Source organism: Dietzia lutea, from assembly GCF_003096075.1.
Classification (GTDB): domain Bacteria; phylum Actinomycetota; class Actinomycetes; order Mycobacteriales; family Mycobacteriaceae; genus Dietzia; species Dietzia lutea.
Window position 1 is genome coordinate 72,087 of record NZ_CP015449.1, and the last position, 16,012, is coordinate 88,098.

A 16,012-nucleotide genomic window follows, 5' to 3' on the forward strand; every position below is an offset into this window, starting at 1 on the left:
CACGATGACCGCCACACCGCATCAGGAGCTCGCTCCCGAGGCCATGTCGCCCGACCAGCGCGTCCGGCCCGCCCACCCGCACGTGATCGACGTCGGCGAGACCGGCCTGCGGGAGACCAACCGGGCTCTCCAGGCCTCCGACGGCACTGGCCGGTTCCTGCTGACCGACCCCCGCGGCGCGCACGCGCTCGCCGTGGGACTGGCGAGCCCCGACGAGGTGGTGATCGACGGACCCACCGGGTACTACACCGCGGGGATGAACGACGGCGCGCACGTCACGGTCAACGGGAACGTAGGGGTGGGCGTCGCCGAGAACATGATGTCAGGGACGGTACGGGTCAACGGCTCGGCGTCCCAGTCGGCCGGCGCGACCGCGCACGGCGGACTGCTCGTGATCAGTGGCGACGCCGGCGCCCGGTGCGGCATCTCCATGAAGGGCGTCGACATCGTGGTCGGCGGTTCGATCGGCCACATGAGCTGCTTCATGGGGCAGGCCGGACGCCTCGTGGTGCTCGGGGACGCCGGCGACGCCCTCGGTGACTCGCTCTACGAGGTCCACATCTACGTCCGCGGCCGCGTGGCCTCCCTGGGCGCCGACTGTGTCGAGAAGGATTTGCGTCCCGAGCACCACGCCGAGCTCGCCGAGTTGCTCGACCGGGCCGGCGTCACCGACGTGACCACGGACGAGTTCCGTCGCTACGGCTCCGCCCGCACCCTCTACACCTTCGACGTGGACAACGCCGCCGCGTACTGACCCACCCGTCATCACCACCGACAGGAGCCGACATGCCCTTCGACGGCCACAGCCTTCCCGGCCAGACCACCGCCGCTCAGCCCGCGGCCACCCGGAACGCGGCGACCCAGGCCCCGCCGGGAACCCCCGATCCGGCGGTGCTCAGGGAGTCCGCGACGTTCCCCCGCACCGTGATCCACGAGATCCAGCGCGCGGCAGCCACCGGCATCTACGACATCCGCGGCTGGGGCGCCAAGCGATCGCTCCCGCACTTCGACGACCTGCTCTTCCTGGGCTCTTCGATGTCCCGGTATCCGCTGGAGGGATACCGGGAACGCTGCGGGACGGACGTCACGCTGGGCACTCGGTACGCCACGAAGCCCCTGCACCTGGACATCCCGGTGACGATCGCCGGGATGAGCTTCGGGGCGCTGTCCGCGCAGGCCAAGGAGGCGCTCGGCCGGGGGGCCAGCGCGGCCCGGACGTCCACCACGACGGGCGATGGCGGTATGACCGCCGAGGAGCGCGGCCAGACCTCCAGGCTCGTTTACCAGTACCTGCCGTCCCGGTACGGGATGAACCCCGTCGATCTGCGCAAGGCCGACGCGATCGAGGTGGTGCTGGGCCAGGGCGCCAAGCCCGGCGGCGGTGGCATGCTGCTGGGGCAGAAGATCTCCGATCGCGTGGCGCGGATGCGGACGCTGCCCACGGGGATCGACCAGCGCTCGGCCTGCCGGCACCCCGACTGGACGGGTCCCGACGACCTGGCGATCAAGATCCTCGAACTGCGCGAGATCACCGGGTGGGAGAAGCCGGTCTACGTCAAGGTCGGGGCCACCCGTACCTACTACGACGTCAAGCTCGCGGTGAAAGCCGGCGCCGACGTGGTGGTGGTGGACGGGATGCAGGGCGGTACCGCTGCCACGCAGGACGTGTTCATCGAGCACGTCGGCATCCCCACCCTGGCCGCGATCCCGCAGGCGGTGCAGGCGCTGCAGGAGATGGACATGCACCGGAAGGTGCAACTCATCGTGTCCGGCGGGATCCGCTCGGGCGCGGACGTGGCCAAGGCCATGGCGCTGGGGGCGGACGCGGTCGCGATCGGCACCGCCGCGCTCATCGCGCTGGGCGACAACGACCCGCGCTACGAGGCGGAGTACCGCGCCCTGGGGTCGGCGGCCGGGTTCTACGACGACTTCCAGGACGGCCGCGACCCGGCCGGGATCTCCACGCAGGATCCCGAGCTGGCGAGCAGGCTGGACCCGGAGGCCGCCGGCCGGCGCCTGGCCAACTACCTCCACGTGCTCACGATGGAGGCGCAGACCATCGCGCGGGCGTGCGGCAAGGCCCACCTGACCCACCTGGAACCCGACGACCTGGTGGCGCTGACCCTGGAGGCCGCCGCCATGGCGCGGGTGCCCCTGGCCGGAACCGACTGGATCCCCGGCCACGTGGGACGGGGTCTGTAGGTGACCGCTACCGTCGAGACCATGGGGACCGACCCGGATACCGCTCGCAGGATCGTCCACCAGGAGGCTCCGCGTGAGCTCCCGGTGGACGTGCCCACCGGCAACGACCTCGAGCGGATCATCGGGTTCCACGTCCGCAGGCTGCGCTCGGCCGAGGGTCTCGGCGTGGCGGAGATGGCCCAGCGGATCGGCATCTCCAAGGCGATGTTATCCAAGATCGAGAACGCGCAGACGTCGTGTTCGCTGAGCATGCTGGCCAAACTCGCCGCCGGCCTGGACGTGCCGGTGACCTCGCTGCTCCGCGGTGCGGACACCAGGCGCGACGCGGTCTTCACCGCGGACGGGCAGGGCGCCACGATCGTCGGCCGCGGCACGTCGGTGGGGCACGTCTACGAGCTGCTGGGAGCGCTGCGCGGGTCCAACAAGCGCGTCGAGCCGGTGCTGGTGACGTTGACCGCCGAGTCGGAGACCCATCCGCGCTTCCAGCACCCGGGGACCGAGCTGCTCTACATGCTCGCCGGCGACATGATCTATCACCACGCCGAGTCCGAGTACCGCCTCCGACCGGGGGACTCCCTGCTCCTGGACGGCGAGGGGGTCCACGGTCCCGTGGCGATGCTCGAGCTGCCCATCCGTTTCCTGTCGGTCACCGCCTACCCGGACGGCGTCGAGGGCTGACCGCCCCGGCACCCCCAACCGCCCCGGCGCCCCGGCCACGACCCGGGCCGACCCGCCGCCGCGCCGCCCGCGCACCGACACTCACCCGATCCACGTCACGCACACGACCCCTCGGAGCGGTCGTGCGCCCCCACCTACCCCGAGGAGCCCTCATGCCGGCACCCGTGGCCACGACCGTCACCTCGCTGATGTCCGCGATCGCCGACGTCGGCACCGACCCCGTCCGGGGCGGGTACAGCCGACCCGTCTTCTCCGTCGCCGAGCTGAGTCTGCGCGAGTGGTTCCTGTCCGAGGCCGCCGCCCGCGGTCTGGACACCGAGACCGACCGCAACGGGATCATCTGGGCCTGGTGGAACCCGGGCGGCCTCCCGCTGCGGGACGCCGTGGTCACCGGCAGCCACCTGGACTCGGTGCCCGGGGGAGGGGCCTTCGACGGGCCCCTCGGCGTGGCCTCGGCGCTGGTCGCCCTGGACCTGATGGTGACGCGCGGGGTGCGGCCGCGCCGGCCGCTGGCGCTGACCGTGTTCCCCGAGGAGGAGGGGTCGCGGTTCGGGCGGGCGTGCCTCGGGTCGCTGTTGCTCACCGGCGCGATGGATCCGCGCGTCGCCGCGGGACTGGTCGACGACGACGGGGTCACCTTCGCGGAGCTGTGCAGTGCCAACGGGCTCGAGCCGGCATACCTCGGCCGCGACGACGAGGCCCTGGCCCGGCTCGGCTGTTTCGTGGAACTGCACGTGGAGCAGGGCCGCGGGCTCGTCGACCTGGGCGGCCCGGTGGCGGTGGCCTCGTCGATCCTCGGCCACGGCCGGTGGCGGTTGACGTTCACCGGACAGGGCAACCACGCGGGGACCACGCAGCTCGCCGACCGGCGCGATCCCATGATCCCTGCCGCGCGCACGGTGCTCGACGTCCGCCGCATCGCCCATGTGCACCGGGGGGCGCGGGCCACGGTCGGGCGCCTGGTGCCGACGCCGGGAGGCACCAACGTCATCGCCTCCCGCGTCGACCTGTGGTTGGACGTGCGCCATCCGGATGACGCGGTCACCGAGCGGATCGTGTACGAGATCTCCGAGGCGGCGGCGTCGGCCGCACTGCGCGAGGGGTGCGGCGTGTCGATGGTCGAGGAGTCGCTCAGCGGTTCGGTGGACTTCGACCGTGCGCTGCGGGATCGACTGCGGGTCGACCTGCCGGGGGTGCCCGTGCTGCCGACCGGAGCCGGACACGATGCCGGCGTCCTGGCCGCGCACGTGCCCACCGCGATGCTCTTCGTCCGCAATCCTTCCGGCGTCTCGCACTCGCCGGCCGAACACGTCGAGGACGCCGACGCCGAGTCCGGTGCCGAGGCGCTGGCCGACGTCCTGACGGACCTGCTCACCAGCGACGCCCCCAGCGGCGACACCCACAGCGGCGACGCCCTCACGACTGAAACGAAGGAGTGACCGATGACCGACACGGCGATGACCGACACGGCGATGACCGACGCGGCGACGAGCACCACGGCGAAGTTCCTCATCATCGGCGGCGGCCTGGAGGGCTTGTCGATCGCCTGGAACCTGGCCGAGCGCGGCGAGACCGACGTCCTGGTGGTGGAGAGGGACACCCTCTGCTCCGGCATGACCGGCAAGTCCAGCGGGATCGTGCGGTGCCACTACGGCTCGCCCACCATGGCGGCGTTGAGTTGGCACAGCATCCCGGTGTTCGAGAGCGCGACCGAGTTGCTCGGCGACGATCTGGGTTTCCGCCAGTGCGGCTACGCGGTGATCGTCGGTGAGGAGAACGTGGTGCCGTTGCGCGCGAACGTGGCGATGCAGCAGAGCCTGGGGATCGAGACCGAGCTCATCGCGCCGGACCGCATGGCCGAGTTGTGGCCGGGTTTGAACGTCTCCGACGTCGCGGCGGCCGCGTGGGAGCCGAGGGGCGGCCGCGGGGAGGCCTACATGACGGGGATGGCGTTCGCGGCCGCGGCCCGCCGCCGGGGCGTGCGGATCGGGCAGAGCACCCGCGTGGTCTCGTTGATCCGCGGCCGCGGTGACCGGGTCGTGGGCGCGGAGCTCGCCGACGGGACGCGGGTCCACGCCGAGCACGTGATCCTCGCGACCGGGGTGTGGGCGCCGCAGCTCGGAGCCACCGTCGGGTTGGACATCCCGGTGCGCGCCCAGCGCGCGCAGTTGGTGATGGTGGACCAGGGCGTGCCGTTGGGGCCGGTGCCCACGCTGTCGGATCTGGTGGGGCTGCAGTACCTGTGCCGGGAGCCCAACGGGGAGATCCTCGCGGGCAACTCCGACCACCACGCGCCGCAGTACATCGACCCGGACGCCTACGCCAACCGCGCCGACACCGCCACCGTCGAGAAGGTCGTCGAGCGGCTCATGCACCGCCTGCCGGACATGCCCGACCCGTCGATCACCGGCAGCTACGTCGGGGCCTACGACACGACGCCGGACTACAACCCGATCATCGGCCCGGCGCCGCTCGACGGGCTGTTCCTCGCGGTGGGGTTCTCCGGACACGGGTTCAAGATGGCACCCGCGGTCGGTCGGCTGGTCGCGGAGTTGCTCACGGAGGGGACGACGACGATGAGCGGCGTGGACCCGGCGGACTGCCGCTACTCCCGGTTCGAGGAGGGCCGTCCCACCACGAGCCTCAACCCGTACGTCGGCGCGGGCGAGATGCGCTGAGCGGCAGCGCCCCCGCGGGTTTCACGTGGAACCGTGGAGGATGGGCAGGAGTTCCCGCTCGGCGAGCTCGAGGAACGGCGTCTGGTCCCGCGCGACGTGGTGGAGGTAGATCCGCTCGAAGCCCAGCTCCTCGAATTCGCGAAGCCGCCCGACGAGGTCGCCGACGGAGTCGGTGACGATCACGGACTCGGCGATCTTCTCGTCGGGCAGGTACCGCCCGGCGAGGTCGAGCTCCTCCGGGGTGGACAGGTCCGCGTCGAGGGGCGCGTCGATCGCGTTGTTGCGCCATTGGTCGCGGGCGAGGTCGCGGGCCTGACCGATCGTGTCGGCGATCGAGATGTGGACCTGCAGGGCGAGCGGCCCCCGTCCGCCGGCCCCGCGGTAGGCACGCACGATCCCGGCCACGGTCTCGAGGTCGGCGTTGACGGTGATGAGACCGTCCGCCCAGGCGGCGGCCCGCTCGGCGGTGGCCGGGGTGAGCGCGGGCCCGAGGAGGGGTGGCGGGGTGTCGGGCAGGGAGTAGACGCGCGCCCGGTCGACCTCCACGAGCCCACGACGGGTGACCTCCTCCCCGGCGTGCAGGCGGCGGACCACGTCCACGCACTCCTCGAGCCGCGCCTGACGGATGTCCTTGGCGGGCCACGCGTCGCCGGTGATGTGCTCGTTCATGTTCTGGCCGCTGCCCAGGGCCAGCCAGAAGCGTCCGGGGAACATCTGCGCCAGGGTCGCCGACGCCTGGGCGACCACCGCGGGGTGGTAGCGCTGCCCGGGTGCGCACACGGTGCCCAGCTCGAGGTCGGTGGTGGCCAGCGCCGCGCCCAGCCAGGACCAGGCGAAGCCCGAGTGACCCTGTCGGACCGACCACGGCGCGAAGTGGTCCGAGCACATCGCCATGCGGAACCCGGCGCGCTCGGCCCGCTGCACGTCGGCGAGGAGCCGACCGGGGGAGATCTGCTCGTGGGAGGCGTGGAAGCCGTAGTCGGTCATCGCTCAGTCCCCTGCGCCTCGGTCTTCTGTGCCTCGGCCCCGTTCGCGGCGCGGATGGCGTCGGCGGCGCGGATCAACCCGATGTGGCTGAACGCCTGCGGGAAATTGCCCGCCTGGCGACCGCTCGAGGGGTCGTACTCCTCGGCGAAGAGGCCCAGGTCGCCGGCGCAGGCGAGCATGTCGGCCATCAGCTGCTCGGCATCGGCGAGCCGCCCGCTGCAGGCGTACTGCTCGACCAGCCAGAAGGTGCACATGACGAACGGGTACTCGATGCCGCCGACCCCGTCCATGCCGGTGGCGGCCCGGTAGCGGTTGACCAGGCCGAACCCGCTGACCAGGTCCTGCTCGATCCTGGCGACCGTGCCCAGCATGCGCGGGTCGTCGAAGGCGAGGTAGCCCGTGTGCGGCAGCTGGAGCAGGGACGCGTCGACCTCGCGGCCTCCGTAGGTCTGGGTGTAGCTGTTCAGGTCGGGATCGAACCCGTTGTCATCGATCTCCTCGACGAGCCGGGAGCGCAGATCGCGCCACCGCTCGACGGGGCCGTCGAGGCCGAACTCCTCGACCGCCCGGATCCCGCGGTCGAACGCGGCCCACATCATGACGCGGCCGTGCGTGAAGTGGTGGGTGTCGCCGCGCATCTCCCAGATGCCGTGGTCCTCGCGCTCGAAGTTCGACTCGGCGTAGGCCAGCAGGCTCTTCTGCAGCCCCCAGGTGTACTCGTCCTCGTCCACGCCCGCGGTGCGCAACTCATGCAGGGCGATCATCACCTCGCCCACGACGTCCGCCTGGTACTGATCGGCGGCCCCGTTGCCGATGCGGACCGGGCGGGAGCCCTCGTACCCGGACAGGTGGTCGAGTTCCTCCTCGCGCAGCTGCCGTTCGCCCGAGAGCCCGTACATGATCCGCACGTCCTGGGCGTCGCCGGCGACCGCGCGCAAGAGCCAGTCGCGCCACAGGGTGGCACCACGGGTGAGACCGTGCGCCACCACCACCTCGATGGTGAACGCGGCGTCGCGCAGCCAGGTATAGCGGTAGTCCCAGTTCCGGACCCCGCCGAACTCTTCCGGCAGCGATGTCGTCGGCGCGGCGACGATGCCGCCGGTGTCGAGGTTCGTCAGCGCGCGCAGCACCAGCAGTGACTGGATCACGTGGTCCCGGTAGGGGCCCTCCACCGAGAGCTGGTCGGCCCATCCGCGCCACATGCCGACCGTGGCCACCAGGGCCTGCTCGGTGTCCGGCGGAGCGGGCGGGTCCTGGTGGGACGGGAACCAGGTGAGGTCCCACGCCGCGGTCTCACCCTCGGTCAGCGCGAACCGGCCCTCCAGCCGGGTCGCCCGCTGCCCGCCGGGGGCGGCCCCGACGTGCGCATCGGGGCAGCGCAACATCGGCCCGCTCACGAGGATCGCGTCCGGCCCGGCCAGGGAGAGCAGGGCCCGCTCGCCGCCCTCGAGAGTGACCTCCCGGGTCCACGGCGTGGCGCGGGCGTAGTCGAATCGCAGTCGCAGGTCGTGCTCCACGTCCACCTCTCCCTCGAGGCACTCGACGCGGCGCACGAGGTCGCCCTGCTCGGTACTGCGCGGGAGGAAGTCGGTCACCCGGGCGACGCCTCGGGGGGTCCGCCACGTGGTCTCCAGCACGAAGGTCAGCGGGAGGTAGCGACGCTCGATCACCTCACCGTCGACGACGGTCAGCCGCCAGCGACCGTCCTCGGGCCCGCCGAGCAGCGCGGTGAACATGGCGGGGGAGTCGAACCGGGGCAGGCAGAGCCAGTCGATGCTGCCGTCGCGGGAGACCAGCGCAGCGGTGCGGAGGTCGGACAGTAGTGCGTACTCCTCGAGAGGGGTCGACATGTCAGAAGATGGGCTTGCCGCCCGTCACCCCCAGTACCGTGCCGGAGACGAAGCTGGCGTCGGAGGGAGAGGCGAGGAAGACATACGCACCCGCGCACTCGCCGGGCTGCCCGGCGCGGCCGAGCGGGGTGTCGCCGCCGAACTGCTCGAGCTTGTCGGGCTCCTGGGTCGCGGGCTGCAGTGGCGTCCAGATGGGCCCGGGGGCCACCGCGTTCACGCGGATGCCGCGTTCGCCCAGCTCGTTGGCCAGGTTCACGGTGAGGTTGTTGAGCGCGGCCTTGGTCGCGGCGTAGTCCACCAGCGGCGGTGCCGGCTGGTAGGCCTGGATGGACGTCGTGTTGATGATCGACGACCCGCGGCCGAGGAACTGCAGCGCCTCCTGGCTGGCCCAGATGGTGGCGTAGAGGTTGGTCTTCATCACCCGGTCGAGGTTCTCCGAGTCGATGGTCTCCAGCCCGTCGCCGCGGGCGTGCTGGTAGGCGGCGTTGTTGACGAGGACGTCGAGTCCGCCCAGCTGGTCGGCGGCGTCACGTACGACCTTCCGACACTGTGCCTCGTCCCGCAGGTCCGCCGGCAGCAGGACCGCGCGGCGTCCGGCCTTCTCGATCCATCCGGCCGTCTCCTCGGCGTCCGGCTGCTCGACGGGCAGGTAGGAGATCGCCACGTCGGCGCCCTCTCGGGCGAACGCGATCGCGGCGGCCCGCCCGATGCCCGAGTCCCCGCCGGTGATGAGCGCCTTGAGGCCCTCCAGGCGTCCGGATCCGCGGTAGCTGTGCTCGCCGTGGTCCGGCTGGGGGTCCATCCGGGAGGTCAGCCCGGGCGGCTCCTGCTCCTGGGCGGGGAACCCGCCGGAGTCGTTGACCATCTGCTGCGCATTGTCTGCGATGTCGCTCGTGGTACCCATGCCCCGAACGTAACGAAGACCGCGGGGGCTGCACACCGGTCGGACCACCCGGTCGGGCGGCCGCCGCGGCGCGCTTACTGCTTCTTGAGCACGTCCGCGCACTTCACGCGCAGTTCCTCCAGATCGCGGGCGTGCTGCTCGGCGCGGTCGAAGAGGTTCTGCAGCGTCGGCGTCGGAAGGCGCGGGTCCTCGATCTCCAGCAGTGCCCGGAAGCCCAACTTCTTGCCGGTCGCCGCCAGGGTGAGCGCCTCGAGCTCGACCAGGTCGCTGAGCGGGGACCGGTCGGCCAGGCGCCGGTTGGGCTTGAGCTGGCCGAGCTTCTCCGACGCCTTGGCGGGCAGGTCCTTGAGGGGCGACGGAGAGGTCCCCGCTAGCGTCATGAGTTCCTCGAGGGCCTTGAGGTCCTCGACGGTCTCGTCGCCGATCCGGCTCACGACCTCGCGGACGTGGGGGTCGTCGTGGTGCTCGGCGACGCGCCGGAACAGGTCGAGCCCGGCGGCGGCACCGGCGTGGTGGTCCTGCATGTAGGTGTGCAACATCTCGGTGGCCATGACATGACGGTACGAGTCCGGGCGCACACGGCAACCGGAACGACGCGGTCCTCAGCGAGCGAGGAGTCCCTTGGCGATGTGCGTCACCTGGATCTCGTTGCTACCGGCGTAGATCATGAGCGACTTGGCGTCGCGCGCGAGCTGCTCGACCCGGTACTCGGCCATGTAGCCGTTGCCACCGAACAACTGCACGGCCTCCATGGCGACCTCGGTGGCGGCCTCGGAGGAGTACAGCTTCATCGCCGACGCCTCCGCGAGTGACAGCGGCTTGCCGGCGCGGGCGCGTTCGATGGAGGTGAAGACCATGTTCTGCACGTTCATCCGCGCGACCTCCATCTTCGCGAGCTTGAGCTGGATGAGCTGGAACCGACCGATCTCCTGGCCCCACAGCGTCCGCTCCCGCGAGTACTCGATGCACAGCCGCCGGCACTCTTCGATAATCCCGAGCGCCATGGTCGCCACCCCGATCCGCTCAGCGGTGAAGCTCGACCGCGCGGACTCGCGACCGTCCCCGCCGCGACCGGACTCGGACTCCCCGAGCAGCCGGTCGCGGCCCAGGCGGACGTCGTCGAAGAACAGCTCGCCGGTGGGGGAGCTGTGCAGTCCCATCTTCTTGAACGGGGGGCCCTGCGTCAGACCGTCCATCCCCTTGTCCAGGACGAACGTGAGGACCTTGCGGTCGCGCTTGTCGGCGTCACCGGCGCCCGACCCCTCGTCGAGCTTGGCGTAGACGATCATCACGTCGGCGTACGGACCGTTGGTGATGAACGTCTTGCGGCCGTTGAGGATGTAGTCGTCGCCGTCGCGCCGCACGTAGGTGCGCATCCCGCCGAAGGCGTCCGAGCCCGAGTCCGGCTCGGTGATGGCCCAGGACGCCACCTTCTCCATGGTCATGATCCCCGGCAGCCAACGCTCCTTCTGCGCGAGCGTGCCGCGGGACGCGATCGTGGTGGCGCCCAACCCGAGGCTCACGCCGAGCGCCGAGACGAGCCCCATGCAGGCCCCGGCCAGTTCGCTGATCACCACCGCCATCATGGAATCGCGGCCACTGAGGGCGTCGCCGGAGCCGCCCTCCTCGTCGTCGTCGTCCTTACCGCCGTCTCCGCGCGGCGAGGAACTGCCGGCCGCACCGCCCCCGGACGCGTGGCCTGCGGCCGCACCGGCCCCGTCCCGCGCCCGCTCCTTCGCGAGCATCTTCTCCACGCTGTCGCGCGACATGGCGTCGATCCCGAACTCGGCGAAGAGCTTCCGGATGATCGGGTACGGCGCGATCTCACCGCTCTCCAGGGCGTCCAGGTTCGGACGGATCTCCTTGGCGATGAAGCCGCGCACGGCGTCGCGGATCATCAGGTCGGTCTCGGACCACTCGAACATCGGCTGTCATCTCCTCGGCATCGGGCGCGTCGCGTGTGAGCTGCAACACGTTGCAGCTCAGTGTGTCGTGGAACGGCCGCGGGAATGCGGGTTTGCGGCGAACGGCCGCCCGCGTCGGGCACACTCGTGCCATGACTTCTCTCCGGGACAGCGCATCCCACCCCGCGGGCCGCGAGCAGCTCGGTCGCGTCGGCCTGTGGACCGGCTCGCTCGAGGGCGTCCCGGTCGCGCGGATCCCCGACGTGCTCGGCGAGGTCGAGGACCAGGGCTGGGACACGCTGTGGTTCGGCGAGGCCGTCGGACGCGAGGCGTTCACCGCGGCCCAGCTGTACCTCGGGTCCACGCGCAGGCTGGTGTTCGGCACCGGCATCGCCAACATCTACGGCCGCGACGCCTCCGCCGCGGGTTCGGCCGCCCGCACGATCGAGGCGATGCATCCGGGCCGGTTCGTGCTGGGCCTGGGCGTGTCGCACGCGCCGCTGGTCGAGCGGCACCGCGGTCACAACTACGGTCGGCCGCTCGCGGCGATGCGTGAGTACCTCGACGCCCTCGACGGCACCGGGCCGCTGGCCTCGGGCGAGGAGGCCATGCCGCCGGTCGTGCTCGCCGCGCTCGGGCCCAAGATGCTCGAGTTGTCGCGCGACCGCACCGCCGGCGCGCATCCCTACCTCACGCTCCCCGAGCACACCGCGCAGGCGCGGGAGATCCTCGGCGGGACCGGCGAGGAGGGGCCGGCGCTGATCGTGGAACACGCCGCGGTGCTCGCCGAGGGAGTGGAGGACGACGACGTGTGGCGGTCGCGGGCGCACGAGCACCTCAACGTCTATACAGGCCTGCCCAACTACCGGAACTCCTGGACCCGCCAGGGCTTCGACGAGTCCGACTACGTGCGCGGGGGCAGCGACCGCCTCAAGCAGGCTCTCGTCACCCGCGGGCTCGAGGCCACGCGGGCGCGCGTGCAGGAGCACCTCGACGCCGGCGCCTCCACGGTGCTGGTGCAGGTGCTCGGGGAGAACATGCTGGTCCCGCCGGTGGCGGACTGGCGGATCGCCGCCGAGGGCCTGTTGGGCTGAGTCTGGTCTGCCCGGCCCGGCTGGCCCGGCGCTGCGACGTCTCGCCCGGCGCCGAGGGCGGACGGCAGCGGTCCTACCAGGCCACCGTGTCGACGACGACGGGCCCGGCGACCGCGCCCCCGGTAGTGGTGAGCCGGTACTCGACCGGCCCGGAACCGGTGGGGATGATCGCCTCGTACGGGTGGGAGATCGGGTCCGGCACGCCGGTGGAGATGCGCGGGTGGGGGATGTGCGCGATCTTCTCCCCGGTCTCGCCTGAGTCCAGATTCCGCCACGAGAGCGTGGCGGTGAGATCGCAGGGGCCGACCCCGACCACGGCGAACGCCCAGCTCACGCTCGACGAGCCCGGGTAGCCATTCCCGTTCAGGGTCGTCGACACGGCGCCGGCACATGCGCCCGTGGGGCTGCCGCCGATCGCGACGAGACGGTTGGCGGCGGGGAAGACCTGCGGGACCGCGTCGGCGGACCCGGGGCCGAGGGAGCCCGGGGCGACGGGGCCGGGGACGAGGGGGCTCGGGGCGGCGGACGCCTGGGCGCCTGCGACCGCCGGCGCGGAGACGGCGGCGGTCACCGCGAGGGCGGTGGCGGCGAGTGCGGTCGTCGCGGCGACGACGGACCGGCGGGCGACCCGCCGGGACATGCCGGTGGTGTTCATCTGCTGATGGTGTCACCGCGCGGGCGGGTGGACAAGAGTACTGCGGGGCCGGGCGGCACGAGAACGTGTTCACACCTGTCTGTAATGTCCGACACAGGGTCTGGCGGAAGGACACGGGATGACTGCACCAGCGCATGACGGGGACGCCGTCCGGTCGGACGAGAACGGCCTCATCGCGGTCCTGGCGTTCGCGGGGATCGTCATGTCGCTGAGTCAGACACTGGTGATCCCGCTGCTGGGGATGCTGCCCGCGATCCTCGGCACGTCAGCGGTCAACGCGTCCTGGGTCGTCACCATCACGCTGCTCGCCGGCGCGGTGGCGGGGCCGGTCATGGGCCGGCTGGGCGATCTCTATCCCAAGAAGTACGTCCTCATCGGCTGCACCGCGGTCATGGTCGTCGGGTCGGTGCTGTGCGCGCTGGCCGGGTCGCTGTGGCCGATGCTCATCGGGCGGGCGCTCCAGGGTGTGGGCATCGGGGTCATCCCGATCGGCATCGCGACCATGCGGGAGGTCCTGCCCGTCGGCCGTCTCGCGCCGGCGATCAGCCTGATGAGTTCCTCGCTCGGAGTGGGTGGCGCGCTGGGTCTGCCGGCGGCCGCGGCGCTGGCGCAGTACGGCTCGTGGCAGTGGATGTTCTGGGGCTCCGCGGCGTTGGGCGTGGCGATCATCGTGCTGATGACGGTCAGACTCCGCGTCATGCCGGCCGCCAAACCCGACGGCACGCTCGATCTCGTCGGAGCGCTGGGGCTGGCGACCGTCCTGATCTGTCTGCTGTTGGCGGTGTCCAAGGGAGCCGACTGGGGCTGGGGTTCCCCGCTGACGCTGGGACTGCTCGCGGCGGCCGCCGTCGCGTTGCCGGCGTGGGCCCTGTGGGTGCTGCGACACCCGTCGCCCATCGTCAACCTGCGCGTGGCCGCACGTCGGCCGGTCCTCATGACCAATATCGCCTCCGTGACGGTGGGCATGGGCCTGTACGCGCAGCTGCTGATCATGCCGCAGATCCTGCAGCTGCCGGCGGCGACCGGTCACGGGCTGGGGCAGTCGATGGTCGCGATGGGGCTGTGGAGCGCTCCGGGTGGGCTGGCGATGATGGCGGTGTCCCCGCTCAGCGGCCGCCTCATCGGCACCCGTGGACCTAAGACGACGCTCGTCCTCGGCTCCCTGGTGATCGCGGTCGGCTACGCGTCCGGTCTGTTCCTCATGGGATCCACGTGGGGTGTGATGATCGTGGGCATCATCGTCTCGGGTGGCGTGGGGCTCGCCTACGGGGCGATGCCCGCGCTGATCATGGCGTCCGTGCCGACCTCGGAGATGGGCTCGGCCAACAGCGTGAACACGCTGATGCGCTCGATCGGGACCACGACCTCGGCCGCGGTGCTCGGCGTACTGCTCACGCAGATGTCCTACGACTTCGAGGGTCTGTTCGTCCCCACGGAGACCGGTTTCCGGGTCGGATTGATGTTCGGCTGCGGCGTGACCCTGCTGGCCGCAGCTGTCGCGGCCACGATCCCGCCGCCGTGGGAGGACGAGGACTCGCGGGCGCACGACACCACGCGGGAGAAGACGGTCTGACGCGCCCGGCCCCTCGGCCCCCGGCCCGCGCCGCTAGCCGACCGGCCCGCGCCCGGCCTGCGCCGTTAGCCGCCCGTACCCACCCCGGGGGCGGATCGGGCGCGATCCACGATCGCGTCGGCCAGTTCCGCCGGCCGCTCGTCCGGGATCCAGTGGCTGACGCCGTTCATCTCGACGAACCGGTAGTCGGCGTCCACGTGCTCGCGGGTCCGCTCGGCGCCGCCGCGGCCCAGCGCGGTATCACGGTCGCTCCACACGAACGTCGTGGGGACGCGGACCTTCGCGGTGGCGGCGCCGGGTGCGGCGAACGGCAGGGCCCGGTACCAGCCAAGGCCGCCGGGGATAGCGCCGGTGGCGACCATCTCGTCGCGGTAGCGCTGGATCATCTCCGGCGTCATTCCCATGCCGGCGAGTGCCTTCTCGGGCCGCGGCCCGGGGGAGCTGAGCATGAGTTCCGGGATCAGCGGCAGCTGGAAGAACCCGATGTACCAGGAGCGCAGCAGCTGGTCGGACCTGACCATCGCCGTGAGGAACGCCGCGGGGTGGGGAACCGAGACTGCGGTGAGAGTGCGGACGCGGTTCGGGTAGGCGCCGGCCACGCCCCATGCGACCGCGGCGCCCCAGTCGTGGCCCACCACGTGGGCGTCGGCGAGCCCGGCGGAGTCGAGGAGGGCGATCACGTCGCCGACCAGTTCGGGTAGGCGGTAGGCGCGCCGACCGCGGGGCCTGGCGGATTCGCAGTACCCGCGCTGGTCCAGTGCGAGCGTGCGGTAGCCGGCGGCGTGCAGCAGCGGGGCCACCCGGTCCCAGCTCGAGGTGCGTTGCGGGAACCCGTGGAGCAGGACGATCGCCTCGCCGTCCTCTGGCCCGGAGTCGACGGCGCGCAACTCCATGCCGTCGCGCGGGAACCACAGGTCCGGTCGTGGGTTGTTCGGATCAGCCGCGGACATATCCCCTCCTGACCGCCCGGTCGAGGATGCCGAGCGTCGCCTTGAGCGCCGATGCGTCCAGCACCGGCAGCACCCCCGAATCACGCCAGCGCGGGTGCGCGTCGGACCAGTCGTAGTAGCTCACGACTTCGGTCCGATCCCCGCCGTCGAGCGGGATGAGACGGTAGCCGTAGGTATGGCCGATCGGGGGCTTGATGGTGCCGTCGATGGTCCAGGCGATCTCGGCGCACGGCTCGAACCGGGTGATGATCACTGTGACGTCGTATTCGCCCATGTCGTAGTCACCCAGCGACTCGCGATCCATGTGGACGACGAACCTGTCGCCCTCGGCGGTGACCACCGGCCCCTCCGCTGACTGGAGCATGCCGGAGGAGTCGATGGCCACGTGACCGTCGGGATCGCAGAGCACGGCGAACACCCGGTCCGAGGCTGCCGCGATCACCCGCCGCGCCTCGAGGCGGTACTCGGCGGCCGCACCGGCACCGGCACCGGCACCGGCGTTGGCACCCGCACCCGCACTGGGGCCCGCCTCGTCGC

The 16,012-nt window shown here is 71.6% G+C and carries 15 protein-coding genes; 7 read left to right on the forward strand and 8 right to left on the reverse strand.

Annotation, left to right across the window (positions count from 1 at the left end):
• The first annotated feature begins 43 nt into the window (after positions 1 to 43).
• The 5 genes from A6035_RS00310 to A6035_RS00330 all read left to right on the forward strand — a co-directional run bounded on the left by A6035_RS00310 (position 44) and on the right by A6035_RS00330 (position 5,558).
• Positions 44 to 754 carry a protein glxC gene (locus A6035_RS00310; RefSeq protein WP_235026702.1) on the forward strand — a complete coding sequence of 237 codons (711 nt, stop codon included), beginning with the start codon at positions 44 to 46 and terminating at the stop codon, positions 752 to 754.
• Between the two features lie 32 nt (positions 755 to 786).
• Positions 787 to 2,202, forward strand: coding sequence for an FMN-binding glutamate synthase family protein (locus A6035_RS00315; protein ID WP_235026701.1), 1,416 nt, complete (start codon positions 787 to 789; stop codon positions 2,200 to 2,202).
• Positions 2,203 to 2,223: 21 nt separating this feature from the next.
• A complete protein-coding gene (locus tag A6035_RS00320; protein ID WP_108848980.1) occupies positions 2,224 to 2,880 on the forward strand; it encodes a helix-turn-helix domain-containing protein in 657 nt (218 codons plus the stop codon).
• A 152-nt stretch (positions 2,881 to 3,032) separates the two neighbouring features.
• The gene (locus A6035_RS00325; RefSeq protein ID WP_108846144.1) at positions 3,033 to 4,319 is read left to right on the forward strand and encodes an allantoate amidohydrolase; all 1,287 of its coding nucleotides are present in this window, start codon (positions 3,033 to 3,035) and stop codon (positions 4,317 to 4,319) included.
• 3 nt (positions 4,320 to 4,322) lie between these two features.
• A complete protein-coding gene (locus tag A6035_RS00330) occupies positions 4,323 to 5,558 on the forward strand; it encodes an NAD(P)/FAD-dependent oxidoreductase (RefSeq protein WP_412523629.1) in 1,236 nt (411 codons plus the stop codon).
• A 21-nt stretch (positions 5,559 to 5,579) separates the two neighbouring features.
• On the opposite strand, the gene A6035_RS00335 is transcribed toward A6035_RS00330, so the two are convergent.
• From A6035_RS00335 to A6035_RS00355, 5 genes are all read right to left on the reverse strand, one after another.
• The gene (locus tag A6035_RS00335; RefSeq protein ID WP_108846145.1) at positions 5,580 to 6,545 is read right to left on the reverse strand and encodes a TIGR03885 family FMN-dependent LLM class oxidoreductase; all 966 of its coding nucleotides are present in this window, start codon (positions 6,543 to 6,545) and stop codon (positions 5,580 to 5,582) included.
• Positions 6,542 to 8,395 (reverse strand): glycoside hydrolase family 15 protein, encoded by a 1,854-nt coding sequence (locus tag A6035_RS00340; RefSeq protein ID WP_108846146.1) that lies wholly within the window; start codon positions 8,393 to 8,395, stop codon positions 6,542 to 6,544. The genes A6035_RS00335 and A6035_RS00340 overlap by 4 nt, the downstream gene beginning before the upstream one ends.
• Position 8,396: 1 nt before the next feature.
• Entirely contained in the window at positions 8,397 to 9,299 is a 903-nt protein-coding gene (locus A6035_RS00345) for an SDR family oxidoreductase (RefSeq protein ID WP_108846147.1), read from the reverse strand.
• Positions 9,300 to 9,373: 74 nt separating this feature from the next.
• Complete coding sequence (locus A6035_RS00350; protein ID WP_108848982.1) at positions 9,374 to 9,850, reverse strand: hypothetical protein; 477 nt, start codon at positions 9,848 to 9,850, stop codon at positions 9,374 to 9,376.
• Between the two features lie 51 nt (positions 9,851 to 9,901).
• Positions 9,902 to 11,224 carry an acyl-CoA dehydrogenase family protein gene (locus tag A6035_RS00355; RefSeq protein WP_108846148.1) on the reverse strand — a complete coding sequence of 441 codons (1,323 nt, stop codon included), beginning with the start codon at positions 11,222 to 11,224 and terminating at the stop codon, positions 9,902 to 9,904.
• Between the two features lie 131 nt (positions 11,225 to 11,355).
• Here A6035_RS00355 and A6035_RS00360 point away from each other — a divergent pair, with 131 nt between their 5' ends.
• Positions 11,356 to 12,297, forward strand: a complete 942-nt coding sequence (locus A6035_RS00360; protein WP_108846149.1) for a TIGR03620 family F420-dependent LLM class oxidoreductase — start codon at positions 11,356 to 11,358, stop codon at positions 12,295 to 12,297.
• A 73-nt stretch (positions 12,298 to 12,370) separates the two neighbouring features.
• On the opposite strand, the gene A6035_RS00365 is transcribed toward A6035_RS00360, so the two are convergent.
• Positions 12,371 to 12,952: a hypothetical protein gene (locus A6035_RS00365; RefSeq protein ID WP_108846150.1), complete on the reverse strand. Its 582-nt coding sequence runs from the start codon at positions 12,950 to 12,952 to the stop codon at positions 12,371 to 12,373.
• Positions 12,953 to 13,070: 118 nt separating this feature from the next.
• Here A6035_RS00365 and A6035_RS00370 point away from each other — a divergent pair, with 118 nt between their 5' ends.
• Complete coding sequence (locus A6035_RS00370) at positions 13,071 to 14,525, forward strand: MFS transporter (protein ID WP_108846151.1); 1,455 nt, start codon at positions 13,071 to 13,073, stop codon at positions 14,523 to 14,525.
• 65 nt (positions 14,526 to 14,590) lie between these two features.
• Here A6035_RS00370 and A6035_RS00375 read toward each other — a convergent pair whose 3' ends face one another.
• Both A6035_RS00375 and A6035_RS00380 read right to left on the reverse strand, forming a co-directional pair.
• On the reverse strand, positions 14,591 to 15,475 hold the full coding sequence (locus A6035_RS00375) for an alpha/beta fold hydrolase (RefSeq protein ID WP_108846152.1): 885 nt from the start codon (positions 15,473 to 15,475) through the stop codon (positions 14,591 to 14,593).
• Positions 15,462 to 15,917 carry an SRPBCC family protein gene (locus A6035_RS00380; RefSeq protein ID WP_108848983.1) on the reverse strand — a complete coding sequence of 152 codons (456 nt, stop codon included), beginning with the start codon at positions 15,915 to 15,917 and terminating at the stop codon, positions 15,462 to 15,464. The genes A6035_RS00375 and A6035_RS00380 overlap by 14 nt, the downstream gene beginning before the upstream one ends.
• Positions 15,918 to 16,012 lie beyond the last annotated feature (95 nt).

Coding starts and splice junctions, on each gene's coding strand:
- A6035_RS00310 (WP_235026702.1), top strand. CDS start 44: ATGTCGCCCGACCAGCGCGTCCGGCCCGCCCACCCGCACGTGATCGAC.
- A6035_RS00315 (WP_235026701.1), top strand. CDS start 787: ATGCCCTTCGACGGCCACAGCCTTCCCGGCCAGACCACCGCCGCTCAG.
- A6035_RS00320 (WP_108848980.1), top strand. CDS start 2,224: ATGGGGACCGACCCGGATACCGCTCGCAGGATCGTCCACCAGGAGGCT.
- A6035_RS00325 (WP_108846144.1), top strand. CDS start 3,033: ATGCCGGCACCCGTGGCCACGACCGTCACCTCGCTGATGTCCGCGATC.
- A6035_RS00330 (WP_412523629.1), top strand. CDS start 4,323: ATGACCGACACGGCGATGACCGACACGGCGATGACCGACGCGGCGACG.
- A6035_RS00335 (WP_108846145.1), bottom strand. CDS start 6,545: ATGACCGACTACGGCTTCCACGCCTCCCACGAGCAGATCTCCCCCGGT.
- A6035_RS00340 (WP_108846146.1), bottom strand. CDS start 8,395: ATGTCGACCCCTCTCGAGGAGTACGCACTACTGTCCGACCTCCGCACC.
- A6035_RS00345 (WP_108846147.1), bottom strand. CDS start 9,299: ATGGGTACCACGAGCGACATCGCAGACAATGCGCAGCAGATGGTCAAC.
- A6035_RS00350 (WP_108848982.1), bottom strand. CDS start 9,850: ATGGCCACCGAGATGTTGCACACCTACATGCAGGACCACCACGCCGGT.
- A6035_RS00355 (WP_108846148.1), bottom strand. CDS start 11,224: ATGTTCGAGTGGTCCGAGACCGACCTGATGATCCGCGACGCCGTGCGC.
- A6035_RS00360 (WP_108846149.1), top strand. CDS start 11,356: ATGACTTCTCTCCGGGACAGCGCATCCCACCCCGCGGGCCGCGAGCAG.
- A6035_RS00365 (WP_108846150.1), bottom strand. CDS start 12,952: ATGAACACCACCGGCATGTCCCGGCGGGTCGCCCGCCGGTCCGTCGTC.
- A6035_RS00370 (WP_108846151.1), top strand. CDS start 13,071: ATGACTGCACCAGCGCATGACGGGGACGCCGTCCGGTCGGACGAGAAC.
- A6035_RS00375 (WP_108846152.1), bottom strand. CDS start 15,475: ATGTCCGCGGCTGATCCGAACAACCCACGACCGGACCTGTGGTTCCCG.